This is a genomic window from Vibrio campbellii CAIM 519 = NBRC 15631 = ATCC 25920 (assembly GCF_002163755.1).
Lineage (GTDB): Bacteria > Pseudomonadota > Gammaproteobacteria > Enterobacterales > Vibrionaceae > Vibrio > Vibrio campbellii.
On record NZ_CP015864.1, the window covers coordinates 1252758 to 1269210 of the forward strand.

General features: G+C 47.2%; 19 protein-coding genes and 2 pseudogenes. 16 read left to right on the forward strand and 5 right to left on the reverse strand.

All coding sequences use genetic code 11. The annotated features are described in order from the left end of the window. Window positions 1-2 precede the first annotated feature (2 nt). The 6 genes from fliQ (at window position 3) to lafA (ending at window position 6174) form a co-directional block, all read left to right on the forward strand. Complete coding sequence (gene fliQ, locus A8140_RS21740) at window positions 3-272, forward strand: flagellar biosynthesis protein FliQ (protein ID WP_005375036.1); 270 nt, start codon at window positions 3-5, stop codon at window positions 270-272. Then, complete coding sequence (gene fliR / locus A8140_RS21745) at window positions 272-1048, forward strand: flagellar biosynthetic protein FliR (RefSeq protein ID WP_005532242.1); 777 nt, start codon at window positions 272-274, stop codon at window positions 1046-1048. The genes fliQ and fliR overlap by 1 nt, the downstream gene beginning before the upstream one ends. Further along, window positions 1045-2172, forward strand: coding sequence for a flagellar biosynthesis protein FlhB (flhB, locus tag A8140_RS21750; protein WP_005532243.1), 1128 nt, complete (start codon window positions 1045-1047; stop codon window positions 2170-2172). Before fliR ends, flhB begins: the two co-directional genes overlap by 4 nt. A 31-nt stretch (window positions 2173-2203) precedes the next feature. Next, on the forward strand, window positions 2204-4294 hold the full coding sequence (flhA, locus tag A8140_RS21755; RefSeq protein ID WP_005532244.1) for a flagellar biosynthesis protein FlhA: 2091 nt from the start codon (window positions 2204-2206) through the stop codon (window positions 4292-4294). Then, on the forward strand, window positions 4287-5084 hold the full coding sequence (locus tag A8140_RS21760) for an EAL domain-containing protein (RefSeq protein WP_005532245.1): 798 nt from the start codon (window positions 4287-4289) through the stop codon (window positions 5082-5084). The genes flhA and A8140_RS21760 overlap by 8 nt, the downstream gene beginning before the upstream one ends. 226 nt (window positions 5085-5310) lie before the next feature. Continuing rightward, on the forward strand, window positions 5311-6174 hold the full coding sequence (gene lafA / locus A8140_RS21765; protein ID WP_005532246.1) for a lateral flagellin LafA: 864 nt from the start codon (window positions 5311-5313) through the stop codon (window positions 6172-6174). A gap of 120 nt (window positions 6175-6294) precedes the next feature. Here lafA and A8140_RS21770 read toward each other — a convergent pair. Then, window positions 6295-6575, reverse strand: a pseudogene (locus A8140_RS21770) (hypothetical protein); the annotation flags it as partial. Between the two features lie 416 nt (window positions 6576-6991). Between A8140_RS21770 and fliD the strand changes: the two are divergent. The 9 genes from fliD to A8140_RS21815 all read left to right on the forward strand — a co-directional run bounded on the left by fliD (window position 6992) and on the right by A8140_RS21815 (window position 13598). Then, window positions 6992-8329, forward strand: a complete 1338-nt coding sequence (gene fliD, locus A8140_RS21775) for a flagellar filament capping protein FliD (RefSeq protein ID WP_005532248.1) — start codon at window positions 6992-6994, stop codon at window positions 8327-8329. Window positions 8330-8348: 19 nt separating this feature from the next. After that, window positions 8349-8735, forward strand: coding sequence for a flagellar export chaperone FliS (gene fliS / locus A8140_RS21780; protein ID WP_005532250.1), 387 nt, complete (start codon window positions 8349-8351; stop codon window positions 8733-8735). Continuing rightward, window positions 8719-9039: a hypothetical protein gene (locus A8140_RS21785; RefSeq protein ID WP_005532251.1), complete on the forward strand. Its 321-nt coding sequence runs from the start codon at window positions 8719-8721 to the stop codon at window positions 9037-9039. Before fliS ends, A8140_RS21785 begins: the two co-directional genes overlap by 17 nt. Beyond that, window positions 9036-10091, forward strand: coding sequence for a flagellar hook-length control protein FliK (locus tag A8140_RS21790; protein WP_005532252.1), 1056 nt, complete (start codon window positions 9036-9038; stop codon window positions 10089-10091). Before A8140_RS21785 ends, A8140_RS21790 begins: the two co-directional genes overlap by 4 nt. A gap of 22 nt (window positions 10092-10113) precedes the next feature. After that, complete coding sequence (locus A8140_RS21795; protein ID WP_005532253.1) at window positions 10114-10623, forward strand: flagellar basal body-associated FliL family protein; 510 nt, start codon at window positions 10114-10116, stop codon at window positions 10621-10623. Between the two features lie 12 nt (window positions 10624-10635). Continuing rightward, the gene (locus A8140_RS21800; protein ID WP_005532254.1) at window positions 10636-11364 is read left to right on the forward strand and encodes a FliA/WhiG family RNA polymerase sigma factor; all 729 of its coding nucleotides are present in this window, start codon (window positions 10636-10638) and stop codon (window positions 11362-11364) included. Window positions 11365-11374: 10 nt separating this feature from the next. Then, entirely contained in the window at window positions 11375-12232 is an 858-nt protein-coding gene (motA, locus tag A8140_RS21805; RefSeq protein WP_005532255.1) for a flagellar motor stator protein MotA, read from the forward strand. Further along, window positions 12232-13224, forward strand: coding sequence for a flagellar motor protein MotB (locus A8140_RS21810; RefSeq protein ID WP_005532256.1), 993 nt, complete (start codon window positions 12232-12234; stop codon window positions 13222-13224). Before motA ends, A8140_RS21810 begins: the two co-directional genes overlap by 1 nt. 86 nt (window positions 13225-13310) lie before the next feature. After that, the gene (locus A8140_RS21815) at window positions 13311-13598 is read left to right on the forward strand and encodes a hypothetical protein (RefSeq protein WP_080619526.1); all 288 of its coding nucleotides are present in this window, start codon (window positions 13311-13313) and stop codon (window positions 13596-13598) included. Window positions 13599-13608: 10 nt separating this feature from the next. On the opposite strand, the gene A8140_RS21820 is transcribed toward A8140_RS21815, so the two are convergent. The 3 genes from A8140_RS21820 to A8140_RS21830 form a co-directional block, all read right to left on the reverse strand. Continuing rightward, window positions 13609-14367, reverse strand: coding sequence for a PhzF family phenazine biosynthesis protein (locus tag A8140_RS21820; RefSeq protein WP_080619527.1), 759 nt, complete (start codon window positions 14365-14367; stop codon window positions 13609-13611). 445 nt (window positions 14368-14812) lie between these two features. Next, window positions 14813-15190 carry a PH domain-containing protein gene (locus tag A8140_RS21825; RefSeq protein WP_005532258.1) on the reverse strand — a complete coding sequence of 126 codons (378 nt, stop codon included), beginning with the start codon at window positions 15188-15190 and terminating at the stop codon, window positions 14813-14815. A 119-nt stretch (window positions 15191-15309) separates the two neighbouring features. Beyond that, the gene (locus tag A8140_RS21830; RefSeq protein WP_005532260.1) at window positions 15310-15525 is read right to left on the reverse strand and encodes a TIGR02450 family Trp-rich protein; all 216 of its coding nucleotides are present in this window, start codon (window positions 15523-15525) and stop codon (window positions 15310-15312) included. 203 nt (window positions 15526-15728) lie between these two features. Between A8140_RS21830 and A8140_RS21835 the strand changes: the two are divergent. Next, a pseudogene (locus A8140_RS21835) lies at window positions 15729-15878 on the forward strand (cyclohexadienyl dehydratase); the annotation flags it as partial. A gap of 66 nt (window positions 15879-15944) precedes the next feature. Here A8140_RS21835 and A8140_RS21840 read toward each other — a convergent pair. Continuing rightward, the gene (locus A8140_RS21840) at window positions 15945-16346 is read right to left on the reverse strand and encodes a hypothetical protein (protein ID WP_005532262.1); all 402 of its coding nucleotides are present in this window, start codon (window positions 16344-16346) and stop codon (window positions 15945-15947) included. Window positions 16347-16453 lie beyond the last annotated feature (107 nt).

The following is a 16453-nucleotide window of genomic DNA, read 5'->3' on the forward strand; positions in this document are numbered from 1 at the left end:
TCATGACACCGGAACTCACCGTTACCCTATTTTCTGACGCCGTCTGGCTGATCATCTTGATGGTGGCCGTTCTGGTCGTACCGGGTTTGATTGTTGGCCTTTGTATTGCTGTATTTCAGGCTGCCACGCAAATCAACGAGCAAACCCTAAGCTTCCTGCCCCGTTTGTTGGTCACGCTGCTGATGGTGATTTTTGCAGGCCATTGGATGCTACGAAAAATCATGGAATTGTTTGATTTCTTGTTCCATAACATACCGGGAATGATCGGCTAATGGCGATAACGTTTGCGGAACTGTCTGTGATTCTAGGTCAGCTGTGGTGGCCATTTTTTCGCGTCGGTGCCGTGTTCATTTCCATGCCGTTTTTTGGTGACGCACTGATTCCAGTCTGGGTTCGCAGTTTACTTGCGCTCTCGATTGTGGTGATCACCGCACCACTGATGCCACCGATGCCAGAAGTCGAACTGTTCTCGATGACCTCGCTTTTCTTAGCCTTTGAACAGGCGATTTGGGGGCTGATGTTCGGCTTAATCCTGCACATGTTGTTCAATGTATTCACCATGCTCGGCCAGACTATCTCGTTACAAATGGGCTTGGGTATGGCGATGATGAACGATCCGGTTAATGGCTTATCTGTGGCGATTCTAGGCCGCATGTTCCTTATATTTTCGACTTTGCTTTTCCTTGCACTTGAAGGGCATTTACTGGTTATCGATATCGTCATTCAAAGTTTTGTCATTTGGCCTGTAGGCTCGGGGATCACCGCCCTGTCTTTGCAAGGTGTCGTGAATATCTTTGGGTGGATGTTTGCTTCCGCACTTGCCTTAGCATTACCAGCGATCGTTTCTATGCTGCTCGCCAATATCAGCTTTGGTGTGATGAACCGAGCCGCGCCCTCTCTAAACGTATATGCGTTAGGCTTCCCGATGACCATGCTGTTAGGTTTGTTCAGCGTGTTGATCTCCGTTTCTGGGGTGCCTAGTCGCTATACCGCGTTAGTCCACGACACCATTCGTTTCTTGAATAACTTTATGTTGGGGGGCGCATGAGCGAACAGTCGTCTCAAGACAAAACCGAGAAAGCCTCCCCCCAGAAGGTCAAAAAAGCCCGTCAGGAAGGACAAATTCCGCGCGCAAAAGAGTTCACTACCGCAGTTATCTTCTTAGCCGTTGCGATGTTTTTTTATTCCCAGCTCAACAGTATTTGGGAAAGCATGTCTGGTGTATTCCGTTACAACATGACCTTAACCAAAGCTGACTTAGAAAACCCAAAACAATTGGTGGAGCATCTTGGTCAGAGCTTGGCGGTGATCATTGAGATGCTCTTGCCTCTCTTCACCGTTATCATCATTGTCACCTTTGGCAGCAGCATGGTGTTAGGGGGCTGGATGTTCCGTCCCGCGAACGTGATGCCAAAGCTCAGCAAACTGAATCCTATCTCTGGCATCAAGCGTATTTTCTCTACTCGCTCACTGGTGGAATTGGTCAAATCGACTTTCAAAGTGCTCGTCATCTTCGGCATTCTTTATGGCTATCTAGACAACCATCTTCAGCCGCTACTTGGCATGCAAAACTTACCACTTAGCCAAGGTTTCTCACTGATCATGTCGATTTTGTTTGAAGGTCTGCTGCTGATGGGCTTTGCCCTGTTGTTGTTCGGGGTGATTGATATCCCTTATCAACGTTGGGAGCACCTCAAAGAACTGCGCATGACCAAACAAGAGCTGAAAGAAGAATTTAAGAACAACGAAGGTCGACCTGAAGTTAAGCAGCGTATTCGCCAAATTCAGCAACAATTCGCGCGGCGTAAAATCGACAAGATGGTGCCCACCGCAGATGTGGTGATCACCAACCCGACCCACTACGCCGTGGCATTGAAGTACGAACCATCGTTGTCCGATGCACCATTTGTGGTGGCAAAAGGCGTCGATGAAACCGCAATGCATATTCAACGCATCGCCCGCGAGAATAAAGTAGAGATCATCAACTCGCCGCCGCTGACTCGTTCGATTTATCACACCACGGCCATTGAGCAAGCCATACCAAGCCAACTCTATATCGCGGTGGCCCATATTTTAACTTACGTTTTGCAGTTGAAAGCCTTTCGTAAAGGGGACGGAAAGGAACCGACGCCTTTGCCTCATTTTTCAATTCCAAAGCATTTGCAACACTGATTAACCCGCGTTTACCCAAGGACACCAGAGTATGTTTAACCGGTTAAAACACCTTCAAACTTCCACTAAAGGCTACATTGGTATTCCAATCGTCTTGTTGATGGTATTGGCAATGGTCATCTTACCTTTGCCACCATTGCTATTGGACGCGCTGTTCACCTTCAACATCGTGTTAGCGATCTTGGTATTGCTGGTCAGCACCACAGCGAAGCGACCACTCGACTTTTCGATTTTCCCAACCATTTTGTTGGTCGCAACTTTACTTCGCCTCACTCTAAACGTTGCTTCAACGCGTATCGTATTACTTGAAGGTCACAACGGCAGCGATGCTGCTGGTAAGGTGATTCAAGCCTTCGGTGAAGTGGTGATCGGCGGTAACTACGTGGTCGGTATGGTGGTGTTCATCATCTTGATGATCATTAACTTTGTCGTGATCACCAAAGGTGGCGAACGTATTTCTGAAGTGTCGGCACGCTTTACCTTGGATGCGCTACCGGGCAAACAAATGGCCATCGATGCCGACTTAAATGCAGGCTTGATCGACCAAGAAACCGCGCGCCAACGCCGCAAAGAGGTGGCGAACGAAGCGGACTTCCACGGTTCCATGGATGGTGCATCCAAGTTTGTGCGTGGTGATGCGGTTGCTGGTTTGCTGATCCTGTTCATCAACATCATTGGTGGTATCAGCATTGGTGTGTTCGAGCACGGATTGCCAGCGTCAGAAGCCTTCAAGACTTACGCCCTACTGACTATCGGTGACGGCCTCGTTGCTCAAATTCCATCACTGCTACTTGCGACCGCTGCAGCCATTATCGTGACGCGTATTAACGACAGCGATAACGGCATGTCAGAAACCATGCACAAGCAGCTGCTTGCAACACCAGCGACCTTGTATACCGTTGCCGCTATCATGGCGATCATTGGTATGGTTCCAGGAATGCCTCACCTTGCGTTCTTCACCTTCGCCGCAGTGCTTGCATTCGCGGGCTGGCGACAGAGCAAAAAGCCAGTGCAAGATACACAAATCGACCAAGTAGAAGCACTCTCTCATGCGATGCAGGAAGAAGAAGCCGCACTCACTTGGGACGATATTCCTCATGTCCACACGCTATCTTTAGCGTTAGGCTATCGCTTGGTGCACTTGGTAAACAAAGAACAAGGCGCGCCTCTAGCGCAGCGTATTCGTGGTGTTCGCCGCAATCTCTCTGAGCAAGTGGGTTTTCTACTGCCGGAAGTGCGTATTCGCGACAACCTCAGTTTAAAGCCGAACCAATACACCATTGCTTTGAACGGCGAAGTGATTGAGCAAGGCTTTATCGAGCCAGAACGCTTAATGGCGATTGCTGTGGGTGAAACCTATGGCGAGGTAGATGGCATTCTAGGCAGTGACCCAGCCTACCAATTGCCTGCGGTTTGGATTGAACATCAAGACAAAGCGAAAGCGCTGAACATGGGCTATCAGGTGGTTGACGATGGCACGGTTATCGCCACACACATCAGCAAAATTATGAAAACCAATTTGGCTGAATTGTTTACTCATGACGATGTTGAAGCCATGACTCAACGTCTGACAGCGCAAGCACCAAAATTGGCCGAAGCCTTAGCAGCGGCTCTAACACCAGCGCAGCAGCTTAAGGTTTACCGTCAGCTCCTGCTCGACCAAGTGCCGCTAAAAGACATTCGTACCATCGCCAACACCATGTTGGAGTCTTCAGAAAACATCAAAGATCCGATTTTATTAGCGGCGGATGTACGCTGCGCACTTAAGCGAACCTTGGTTAACTTAGTTGCGGGTCAGAAGAACGAGCTGAATGTCTACGCCTTGTCTGATGAACTTGAACAGATGCTGATGACGTCGTTGCAACAAGCACAAGCCGCAGGCACCGTCATGCTCGATAGCTTCCCAATAGAGCCAAACATCCTTAGCCAGTTCCAGCAGAACTTGCCTTTGATTCGTCAGCAATTGAAGCAGCAAGGACTACCGCCAATCTTATTGGTGATGCCTCAACTACGTCCATTGCTGGCTCGTTACGCACGTACCTTTACCCAAGGATTGGCGGTACTGTCTTACAATGAAATTCCAGAAAATAAACAGGTCAACGTGGTAGGAAACCTTGGTTAATCTCATCTCAAATAAAGCGATGTATGACTACTTGTGCGATCTCGCACTGCAACACATTGTCACGGACGACGACCAACTGGTGTTTGATGCGCTCAAACACAATGACATTCAACACGCCTGTCAGGCCATCCGTAAAACAAAAACCGGTGAGGTGGAATACCAGCACCTTACCTTGCGCTTTGGTGTACGTGGCGAGCAGAGTGTTTATCAGTTTGAACTGTCTGAGCAAATGCAATATTGCTTAGATTTATACAGCTTGTATTTAGCCCTGCGCCAAACTCAGTTCCAACTCGATACCTTTCATCCGGACCTTATCAGCAATGTCGTGGTGCCTATTCGGGTCGACGCCTTACTATGGCAAGCAGGGCGTCACTTTTTGAATCAAATGATTCAATTCCACAAAGCAGCATTTCAACATGTCGTGCCCGCTTTGCAAGCCGATGAAACTCTGTGCCTGCATAAACGCGTTGCTGCTTTAGTTGAACAGCTGAAAGACAACGCATATGCCTTGTGGTTTGAAATTGCGACCAGCCAAACACACTTTGAACGCATTGCCGAGTTTGAACCCGACCTGATCAAGTTATCCGTCACGATGGAAAACAAGCAAGATCAGCATGCGTTCCTTCCCATCGCACGCTTCCTGCGTCGTAATCAATTCCCTTGGGTGGCAGGTAGAGTCGCAAGCCAAAACGAGCTCAATCGTTACCGCTTACTCGGTGCGAGTTATTATTTCGGCTATTTCAGTGATATTCCCACTTCATTGTCGTTTAAATCGTTCGGCGATAAATAAACCGGGCTAAAAAAGAAGGGCGAGTTCAGCTGTCAGAACTCGCCCTTTTTCATGTCTAAACAGCCTTAAAACACGAATTTTCTGGAATAGACATCACCAAAAACCATCAAAATTGGCGATGTTGGCAAAATTTTTAAATTTCCAATTAATCATTAAAACCAACCGACCGCCTCTAGTTAGTGAGCGGGGCGATAGTCCCACATTGAACAATCAAGGAGAACAGATTATGGCTCTATCAATGCACACTAACTACGCTTCGCTGGTTACTCAAAACACGCTAAGCAACACAAACAACATGCTTAACACTGCGATGGAGCGTCTAAGCACGGGTTACCGCATCAACTCAGCAGCTGATGACGCTGCGGGTCTACAAATCGCGAACCGTCTAGAAACTCAATCACGTGGTATGAACGTTGCAATGCGTAACGCACAAGACGGCATGTCTATGCTGCAAACAGCGGAAGGTGCTTTCGATGAAGCAACTAACATTCTGTACCGCATGAACGACCTAGCAACACAAGCAGCGAACGGTACTAACTCTCAAGCAGACCAAACTGCACTTGATAAAGAGTTTGCAGAGCTTGAAACAGAGCTAAACAGCATCATGACTAACACTAAATTTGCTGGTGACGCTTTGTTTGCGACTGGTGGTGTTAAAGGCGGCGGTCTTACTCTTCAAATCGGAGCTTCAGGTGCAGAGACACTAAGCCTAGCAACAACAGTTGACGGTGCAGTTGGTACAGCGTTTGACACTCTTACTGCTGGTTTCACTAACTTCAGCGGCGGCGCAGACGTTGCAGCAGACCAAGCAAACGCACAAACGGCTATGGATGAAGTCCAAACAGCAATCGACCAAGTAGGCTCGGCTCGTGCAGGCATGGGTGCAACGATCAACCGCCTAGACCACACAGTAGTGAACCTAAGCAACATGGTTGAGAACACGTCTGCAGCGAAAGGCCGTATCACTGACACTGACTTTGCTGTTGAATCTTCAAACATGACTAAGAACCAAATGCTAATGCAAGCTGGTACAACGGTTCTTTCTCAAACTAACCAGCTGCCAGGCATGGCAATGTCGCTACTGCGTTAATAGAACTTTTCTATTCGCTAACAACGCGCAAAATTTAGTTGGTCTGAAAGCTCAAAGTCTCCCCTTCATCCGGGAGACTTTTTCTTTTTCTGAAAAAAGCGTGTAGAAAAGAGTTCCGCAACGGATATAGATAGAAGTGGCTTCGTTGGTGTGACCAGTATGAAGAGGGAAACTGGCTTTTAGTATGGTGCTATACAAACCTTATTGAACAACTCCAGCTCGGCAGACTCCACACCTCGATGTGGCTCATACGCTTTAAGCTCTGGAAATCGAGAGAGCGCCTCTACACGAATGTTCGCCAGTTCCTCGGCATTAATGTTCTGTTTACTGCGCAGTTTGGTGCCAATGAAAGCCTCATATGCACGGGCACACTTCATCAGTCGTAAAACAAAGTCATTCATTATTGTCGTTCTTTTTTAGTCGAATTAGGGGGAATAACCAGCCGCTAGCAACCACAAAAATTGCAGGGGTATAAGATAGCAAACCTTTGCATTCAAACAGGATCAGAAAAATCTGAATCCCTTAGCAGTAAAGGCCTAAACTTTCGTATTATGCGTATCGCTACATGCCTCTTTTGTCTTCCCTCCATTGCATTAAATCTTTCACCACTTTTGGTCGCCTTTTTTATTTGGGAACCCCTTTAGCTATCAAGGGGAAAGCGGAACCAGCAAGGTGGAAAAGCCGCTTCCTCCCAACACACAAAATAGAACGTAAGATACTGTTTTATATAGGTATAGATATCAGGCACACATCTTGCGATTGAGTATTTATTACTGGCATAGAAAAGCCAAATACAGATGAGAGAGGGAGCGACCTAATGAGTTCGTTAGATCCAATTACTATGGCAACCCAGTTCGCCACGTTAGATGTTCAGCCATTTCAGCAGCGCTACCAATTGCAAGCAGATCGATACCAAGCGCAGCTTAATGCCTTAGGTAAGGTGGAAGGTGCACTGCGTGAGTTCCGCACTGCGGTTAACGAGATGAACAGCAGCACAAACAGCATCATTAAGAATACAGCAACAACCTCTCAAGATGGCTTTTTCACCGCGAGTGCCGATGCGAACGCGTTAGTCGGTAACTACCAGATCTTTGTTGAGCAAGTCGCAACGTCACATCAAATCTCTACTGGCATGCCAGCAAATTTAGAGGCCTCAACAGAAGTTCCAACCACGGGCACTCTAGAGCTCACTATTAACGGCGAGGACATGACGTTAGATATGTCGGCGATGGATACTGACGGCGATGGCAAAGCGACCATGACAGACCTAGTCAGTGCGATCAACAACAACCCTGATAACCCAGGTGTAAATGCCACGCTTGTGCGCTCGAACGGACAAACACACTTCATGCTCTCCAGTACCGAAACAGGCGTGGCGAACACCATCAATGTCAGTGCGACGGGAACAGGACAAGCTTGGTTTGAAGATGCGTTCACCAACACAACAGAAATCAGCAGGCCACAAGATGCTGTTATCTGGCTTGGTGCGGAAGGTACAGGGCTAAAACTGACTAACTCAAGCAATACTTTTGAAGGCGTGATTGATGGTGTCGACATCACCGTCACCAAAGCACAAACCTCAGGAGAAGCGCCGATCTCAATGGAAGTAGGCGCAGATAGCGAGGGCACCAAAGAACAAATCACCAAGTTTGTCGATACCTATAACTCGTTGGTTTCGACCTTAGATGAATACACCAAAATCGGCAGTGAAGACCAAGCCCGTGGTGTGCTCGCCAGTGATCCAACGTTGCGTTCAATTGACACACAACTAAATGCACTCGTTCGTGGTGAGCATGGTGGCATGCGATTGAGCGAAGTCGGTATCACTCTTGATCGTGACGGCAAAATGAAAGTCGATCAAGATAAGTTTGCCGAAGCGCAGAAGAACAACAGTGCCGCACTAGAAACCATGTTTAACGGTGATGGCGCCCTGCTCGACTCGCTTGATGACATGGCAGAACCGTTCTTGAAGTTCTCTACAGGCACGTTCACTTCCCGCAAAGATGCTCTGCAAGCCAACTTAGACCGAATTGACGACAAGCAAACCTCTTTACAGCGAAAGTACGAGATGTCGTACAACCGCTACCTTACCCAGTTTACTCAAATGAACACCATAATGACGCAAATGAACCAAACCATGTCGATGTTTGGTTAAGGCTTTAGGAGAAGTACTCATGCTAATGGATTCCGGCTACGACTCATACCAACAGGTCGATCTTGATGCTCAAGCAGCATCAGCTAACCCACACCAACTCGTTGTCATGCTGATTGATGGGTTACTCGATGAAATTGAGCGTATTCGTGGCCATCTTGCCGCGAGTCGCATAGAAGCGAAAGGGGTTGGCATTAACAAATGCATGAACATCCTTATCGGCTTAAGCAGTGCGTTAGATGACGAAAATGGCGGTGAAATCGCGGAAAGCTTACGTCAGCTCTACGACTTCTGCCAAGTCGAGTTGTATTACGCCAGCACACAGAACGACGCAACACGTCTAGACAACGTAGAGCGAGTGATGGGTAACGTACGAGAAGGATGGATGAATTTTGGGCAGCAAGCATAAAGTGTCGCCAGAGCGATTTCGCCACTTATCAAAACTGATCCAAATCGCCACTAAAACGGCCGATTGGCAAGCGCTTAAACGCTACGACTTACAGTTGCGTGAACTGCTGATCAGCCATAAGCCTTTTTTGAAAGATCCGAAACTCGCACCTGAAATCCAGCGAGCGAAAGCTGTGCATGCGTGTGCATTCACGGCATTGGAGAAAGCCACCAGCGAGCTAAAACAAGAGATGAACATGGTTAGCGATCAACAAGAGCGCGCCATGGCTTATCAACTCGCGATGACGATGGAGCTAACGCAATGATGGTCACTAACTCAATGCCTACGAGTTCATCTTTTCAATCGACAGCCGCTGGGAAGATCTCTCACGCTCGTTCAGATCAAGGTGTTTCACGAACAAACTCAGCTACGATCACTCAACAGGGACAAACCAACGCGCCTATCACCGTTGCCGGATTTCGCTTAAATACGCAAGCCTCACCGGCGGAAGCGATGCGACCTGACGCCAACTCACCACACCTCCACACAGAAGACACCTCTGACGAAACGTTACTGGGTAATGCTTCATCAGAGGTTAATCTGGCCACGCAAGCGCAAGCTCTCATGCAGGGAATCAGTAAGGAGGCGACTAAGCAAGGCGATACCAACCAGCTTGCACAACTGTCGGCAAATAACACATCGCAAAGTGCAAACATAGGCGCTCAAGCCAACCCAATGCTTACTGCCCCCGCGCAAGAGAACCAAAGTGGTGTGCAAGCGAGCGCGGTAAATTCACTTAAAGTTTCTGCTTCTGATTTGCAAACGTTACTGAATCAACCTGCTTATGGGCAAGTATTCGCAGCCAACACGCAATCGCAGACACCAGCCGCGCAACATCCAAATCCAACCTCACCGCTTGCAGCAACTCAAGCTCAAGGTGCGGAGTGGGCGGCGGTTCGCGTGGATACCAGCTCAGGTAGATGGGGCGAGCAGATGATGCAAGTGCTGCAAGATCGCGTGACATTACAAGCTCAGCAAAACCTACAAGAAGCCAAAATCCGTCTCGACCCACCAGAGTTGGGCAAATTGGATTTATTGGTACGCGTGGAAGGTGACCGCTTGAGCGTGCAGATCAACGCCAATACTGTCGCAACTCGTGAAGCATTAATGCAGGTATCTGAGCGCCTTCGAACGGAACTGCAAGAGCAGAACTTCGTTCACGTAGACGTAAACGTCGGCTCAGATCAAGGTCAAGAGCGACATGCTCATGACGGTTCACAAGAAGAAGCAACCGTCTTCGCCGCGCGTGAAACCAACGCCTTTCAATCTAATACAACAACAAACTATTCAGAGCATTGGCTGAACACTCAAGCCTAATGAATCATCGAGGAAAAAGGTTATGACCAAACAACAAATGATCGCCCTGTTTATCACCATGATCATCACCAGTGCCCTCGTTTCCGCTGCCACTGTGGTCGGCGGTATTTGGTACCTCAACAAAAGTTCAGAGTCTTCATCATCAGAATCCAGCGTTAGCAACTTCTTGGAGGACTCACCGCTGGCATTCCTAACTTCAGAGCAACCAGCAACAAAAGGCCCACGCTTTCATCCATTAGATAAGGTAGTGCTGACCATCAAAGGCAAGAAGCAAACTCATTTTGTGATGCTGGAACTTGCGGTGGAAACACGCCGCCCAGAGCGCATTAAGGATATTGATGCTTACATGCCGATGATTCAAAACTCACTGCTAAAACTGTTTAGCGACAAAACCTTTGATGAGCTTCAGCAGGCGGGTGCCATTGATACCCTACAAAGCGAAGTCAAGGAGACTCTGCTGCTTGCGTTCGCAAAAACCGACTTCGTTCGTGATATCGATGATGTTCTGTTAACCAAGTACGTTGTGCAATAACGGAGCACAGGCATGTTGGAGATGAACTTACAGGAAAGTTATACCGCGACGGAGGAAGTAAATACGCCGTCGCGCCCGATTGATGAAAATGCACTGCTGCAACGCCATCAAGTCATGGTTAAGCGCGTGGTAAACCAACTGCGCGTTCATGCGACCTCACACTGCAGCATCGAAGACATGCAGCAAATCGGTTTGATTGCGCTTGTCGAAGCAGGGCGTCGTTATGGGGATGTGGGTGATCCACACTTCCCCGCTTTTGCCGTTTGTCGTGTTCGTGGCGCGATTTTGGACGAGCTTCGTCGTTTGGATTGGCGCTCACGTAAAACCCGCCAACAGGCGCATGAGCTTAACGACGTAACACGAGATCTTACTCGTGCGCTGGGCAGAATGCCCACCGATGCTGAAATCATCAAAGCGCTAGGTACTGATGAGCAAGACTATTATAACCGACAAAACGCGGCACTCGCGGGCGAAATGCAAAGCCTCGACCAATTGATGGAAACTGGCGGAGACAGCCACTTTGGCGGCCAATATGACGGCATGGAACATGAGCACATTCGCCGCAGCTTAGACACTGCACTAGGCAAAATGTCGAAACGTGACCAACTGTTGCTCACCTTGTTCTATCAACATGAACTCAACCTCCATGAAATCGCGCTAGTGCTCGACCTGACACCACCTCGCATATGTCAGTTGCACAAACAAGCGCTTAAACAACTCAACCAATTAATGTCCTCTTAGGAGTCACAAGATGCAAAAGTTTTTTGGAGCCATTACCGTACTGATATGTGTCTTCGGCGGATACATATGGGCAGGCGGTAAACTCGGTGCTATCTGGCAGCCAGCCGAGTTCTTAATCATTGTCGGTGCGGCAGCAGGCTCACTGATCATTGGTAACCCACCACAAGTATTAAAAGAAATGCGTCAACAAATAAGTGCAACCATCTCTGGTCCGCGTCAAGAGTATGAGTACTACATGGAGCTAATGGCGCTGCTTAATAACCTACTCGAAACCGCACGCGGCCGCGGTTTTAAGTTTCTCGATTCACACATTGAATCACCAGAGCAGAGCTCTATTTTCCTTGCTTACCCGCAAATTAGTGGCGATCACCGTCTAATTTCTTTCATTACCGACAATTTACGTTTAATGGCAATGGGACAAATGTCGCCTCATGAATTAGAGGGATTGTTAGAACAAGAAATCGAAGCGATTCAAACCGAGATGCTTTTACCTTCACGCTCTATGCAGCGCACGGCAGAGGCTCTTCCTGGGTTCGGTATCCTTGCGGCAGTCGGTGGCATCATCATCACCATGCAAGCCATCGATGGCTCAATTGCATTGATTGGTTACCATGTTGCCGCCGCCCTTGTTGGTACATTCATTGGTATTTTTGGTTGTTACTGTTGTTTAGATCCACTCAGTAACGCCATGGCTCAACGAGTTAGACGAAACATGACGGCTTTCGAATGTGTACGCGCCACTTTGGTTGCTTACGTTGCGAAGAAGCCGACTTTGCTCGCTATCGATGCTGGCCGTAAACATATTCAGTTAGACATCAAACCAACTTTCAACCAAATGGAGAAGTGGCTAGCTGAACAGGAGGGATAATGCAAAAACAAGAGCATGTGGTGTTCAAACGCGCCAAAGCACATAACCATGATGATTTTCATGGCGGCGCGTGGAAAGTCGCGTTTGCCGACTTCATGATTGCGTTAATGGCGCTGTTTCTTGTCCTTTGGGTAATGCAAGTAGTCGACAAGGAAGAACGCAGAGCCATTATGGCTCACCTTCATAGTTCAAGCGTTTTTGATAAAAGCTACGGTAACCCTTTCGATACTTCACAAAGTATATCTCCTATCGACTTGGCACAGGACTCTTCTGTGCCAAGTAATCACAACTCTAACCATGTCGTCAGCTCTTTCTTTCAAGGTGACGGCGATGGTCCAGAGATTGACTCACTAATCCCGGGCAATTTCGACACCCAAGAGCAACTCGCTCTGCTGGCAAAAGTGATTGACGAAGTCGTAGGGCAAATCAGCGCGCAGGGTAACGTTAATGTCACCATTACCCCGCAAGGTCTGCGTATCGTGCTGCAAGATGATTACAAGCAACACATGTTCAGCCGTGGCGGCGCAGAATTAACTCCTTTCTTTGAAGACTTGTTACTTGCGCTTGCTCCCGTTTTCGAACGTGTCAGCAATCCATTGATCATCAGTGGCCATACCGATTCAACACCGTTCAAAAAGCGTTTTGGTCGACAATCAAACTGGGCGCTATCCGCGTCTCGTGCCGATGTGGCAAGAAATACCCTAGTGGAAGGCGGCATGCCAGACGATCGCGTCATGCAAGTGGCTGGGATGTCAGATCGTGCCTTGCTTAACCCAGAAGAGCCCGACTCTAGCGAGAACCGCCGAATTGAGTTATTCATTCTGACTACACCAGCAGCACACGTTTTAGAAACCTTCTTCGGCAATCAAGAAGGCAGCGAGCTACAAAAAGCCAAACAACAAGCAGAGTTTAACCAGCCAGTGATTAGGCAAGAAGTGATTCGTTACTCGGTCGGCACTGACGATACCAAACGTCAGATTCAAGACCTATAACCCCCTAAAAGGTCACCAGTTTCTACCCTCTGCGTGACCTTTCCCCCAACGAAAATATTGCTGAAATTTGTGTAGTTGAGCTCGATATGTCCGTACATGTGCCTAATAAATCAAAAAATGACTCACTCCAAAAAGCCTTTCTCTGGCTGATCGTTTTCGACTACCTGTTGCTGACATTTTTTCTCATTCAACTACCAAGTCTCAACCTCAACAGCGGCACCATGATTAGTCTGCTGCTCTTGGTTTATAATATATTGCTGGTTTCGCTCTGCTACCAGCGCACCAGCAACCACGATTCTTACATCATCTATCCTGTACTTTCAGCGACACTACTGGCGTTTGTCTGCTTCTTATATTTTTTCTTTCTGGTATAACTCGTTAGCTTTACTGCTCTCTTAATCGCGCTGATGCAGATATCACTAATGTTTCAGAGCTGAGTTTCGCGACTTGGAAAAAGCCGCCTCTTGAGGAAAGTTGACTCGCATTGAGGTTATCTACATCCAACTTCTTAAACCAATAGGGAGCGAGTGAGCACTGTGCTGACCCTGTTGCGATATCCTCATTGATGCCGATTTTTGGCGCAAAGTAACGCAAAACATAATCGTTAGGCCCACTTTGAGCGGTGACCATCACAGCATGAAAGTCTCGGATTTGGCAGAGGCGCTCAAAATCCGGCTGGTACAGTTTCACTTGCTGCTCAGACGCTAACACCACCACAAGATCTCGGGTAGTGACAACATCTAACACTTGCACACCAGATTGCTCTAAGTTTAATAACTGTGAATCTAAACTGGCAGGTACAGGACTGGCATCCCATGCAGGCAAAGCCATTTGGTACTGAGTACCATGCTTAGCAATGGTGATGTCCCCATAATTACTGTGCAACTTAACAGAGCGTTGGTTTGGATGAGTAATCAACGCCGCGCCAGCGCCCATACTGCCATGACCACACAAGTTGATTTCACTGGCCAAAGAAAACCAACGAATCCACCAACGCCCATCCACACAGCAAAGGAATGAGGTGATAGGTTGGCCGATACTTCGAGTTATCTCCAACATCTCTGAGTCACTCAACCACTCAGACAAAAACACCACGCCACAAGGATTACCTTGCGCATCCTCAGAGCAGAATACATCATAAATTTGGGTATCGATAACTCACCTCATATCGCCATTCAAACATCAAATTGCTCGGTAATAGCAAACATCCCTAAACGATGGAAATGCTACTTTTACCTAACAGAGGGTGAAAATATCGTGCGACAAATCATTACGCAAGCACGCTCATATCATTGAGTGACCTTAAGCGACGATTTATCTCTGTAGAGGTATAAACCAAATGAAGGGAATGAAAAAGGAAGCCGTGAGGGCTCCCTTTGAAGGTGGTGATTGAATTCTGAAGCGTTAAGTATCAAAGCTCAGATTAACGAATCATCAGATAAAAGATCACACCGGCCGTAAATCCCAATATAGCCAGAAGATGTTGAGTCGGTGTTGAATTCCCCTCACTCTTCTTCTCTTTCAAATCACTTCGCACTGCCATACTGACTCCTTGTCTTTGGTCTGTCTTTAGTCCCTGCGAGAATGCCTAGGCGAGAACATGCTCACTGATCACTTTGTTGAAAGAAACCAAGTCGAATGAACCTCTGATCTCAAAGCGCACTCGACCTACTTCACTTAGGAATAGTTCAATCTCACAATCCAGATCAAGCGTACCAGATGTTTCAATCGAGAACGCATTGATCTTGCTGTATGGCAAAGAAGTGTAGTCGACTTTTGATCCCGTAATCCCTTGCACATTGGCCGCAATAACGCGCTTGTTGGTGAACACAACTTGGTCACGCACCGTTTTGAAACCTGCAAAAATGCTCTCCCCATCAATTAAGAATTTATGGAAGTCCTCTCGTACCTTTGAAGTTTCAATTGGCTTGAGTTTGAATATCGATGAGTTTTCGAAATCGATCATGGCGTTCCCTTAGAACATAAATAAAAATCTTCATCAATTAATAGCAAAGTCTCTACCGCGAGCCTATTGATTTTGGTGACTTTTCTAACGCCATCTCGTTTTTGGTCTTTGCGCCAAGGTTACTTCCACCCTTGACGCCATTTTTGTGAGTCTTTTAAGTCGTGCCAATCCAACTCTCGTTCTCGCTTCGTCATGACCGCTTCAATAACGCACTTCACTACGTTGCCTTCCTCATCAAACTCCATTTCTGAAATGATGAAATGCTTTTCTTTGTTTACTGGCTCTGCTGCTGTCCATTTGCTTTGCAGTAGCTTTTTAGGGTGAACTCGATTCATAACACTCTGCCATTCATCAGAAAAAGTTTGCTTTTCATACGTATCAACTCGCAAATGCAATCACATTTAATATTGGAAAGTTTTTCTTCAATATCGTGTTTTTTCCAATTGGTTTGATCTGTTTTACTGACACTTCCTGTTACTTTGAGTCATGCACACAAACACAAACACAAACACAAACACAACACATCAAAAGAATGATTATGAATAAAACAACACTTTTACTTGCTTCCGTAGCACTGACGCTTTCCGGCGTGGCTCAAGTCGATAAGCTGGAAGATATTCAAAAATCAGGCACGTTACGTTTCGGAACCACGGGCGACTTCAAGCCGTTTTCTTACTACGATGGTAAGGCGAATAGAGACAACAAAGGGGATATCACTATCCCCTTTTTCATCGGTTTGATTCGCTGAGAGCGATTACATCACGCACTCTTTTGCGGCTTGTGCTTTCTCAATGCCCTCTTCAATCAGAGATTTAGTTTCCTCGCTGCCAATGGATGACATTACTTTGTCCATCACCTTATCCACTGTCGATTCAGAAACCGCCTCCATCAAACAAGCGTACGCATTGGCAATGTGTTCTTTTGCTTCAATTAAGGCCTGCGGATCACTGAAATCCACATTCATTGCTTCTTCAACCGATGCCTCTAACTCCTCTGCTGATTCAGCAGCGTCACCAAATTGAACATGGTTGAATGTGTCTTCTACCGATTCCATCTGCTCTTGAACTGTATCAATCGCTTTGTTTGCAGCTTCTTGTGCTTGGTCAATGGCTTTGCTTGCGTCATCACAGCCGACCAACGCCATTGCCAAAACCATTGTTGAGATTGTTTTTTCATATTTGTTCTTCTAACAAGTGAATCGCTAATCATCACAATACGTGATTAGCCGAGAGATTTTAATTTAAGAGTTGTAAGAAGAGGAAA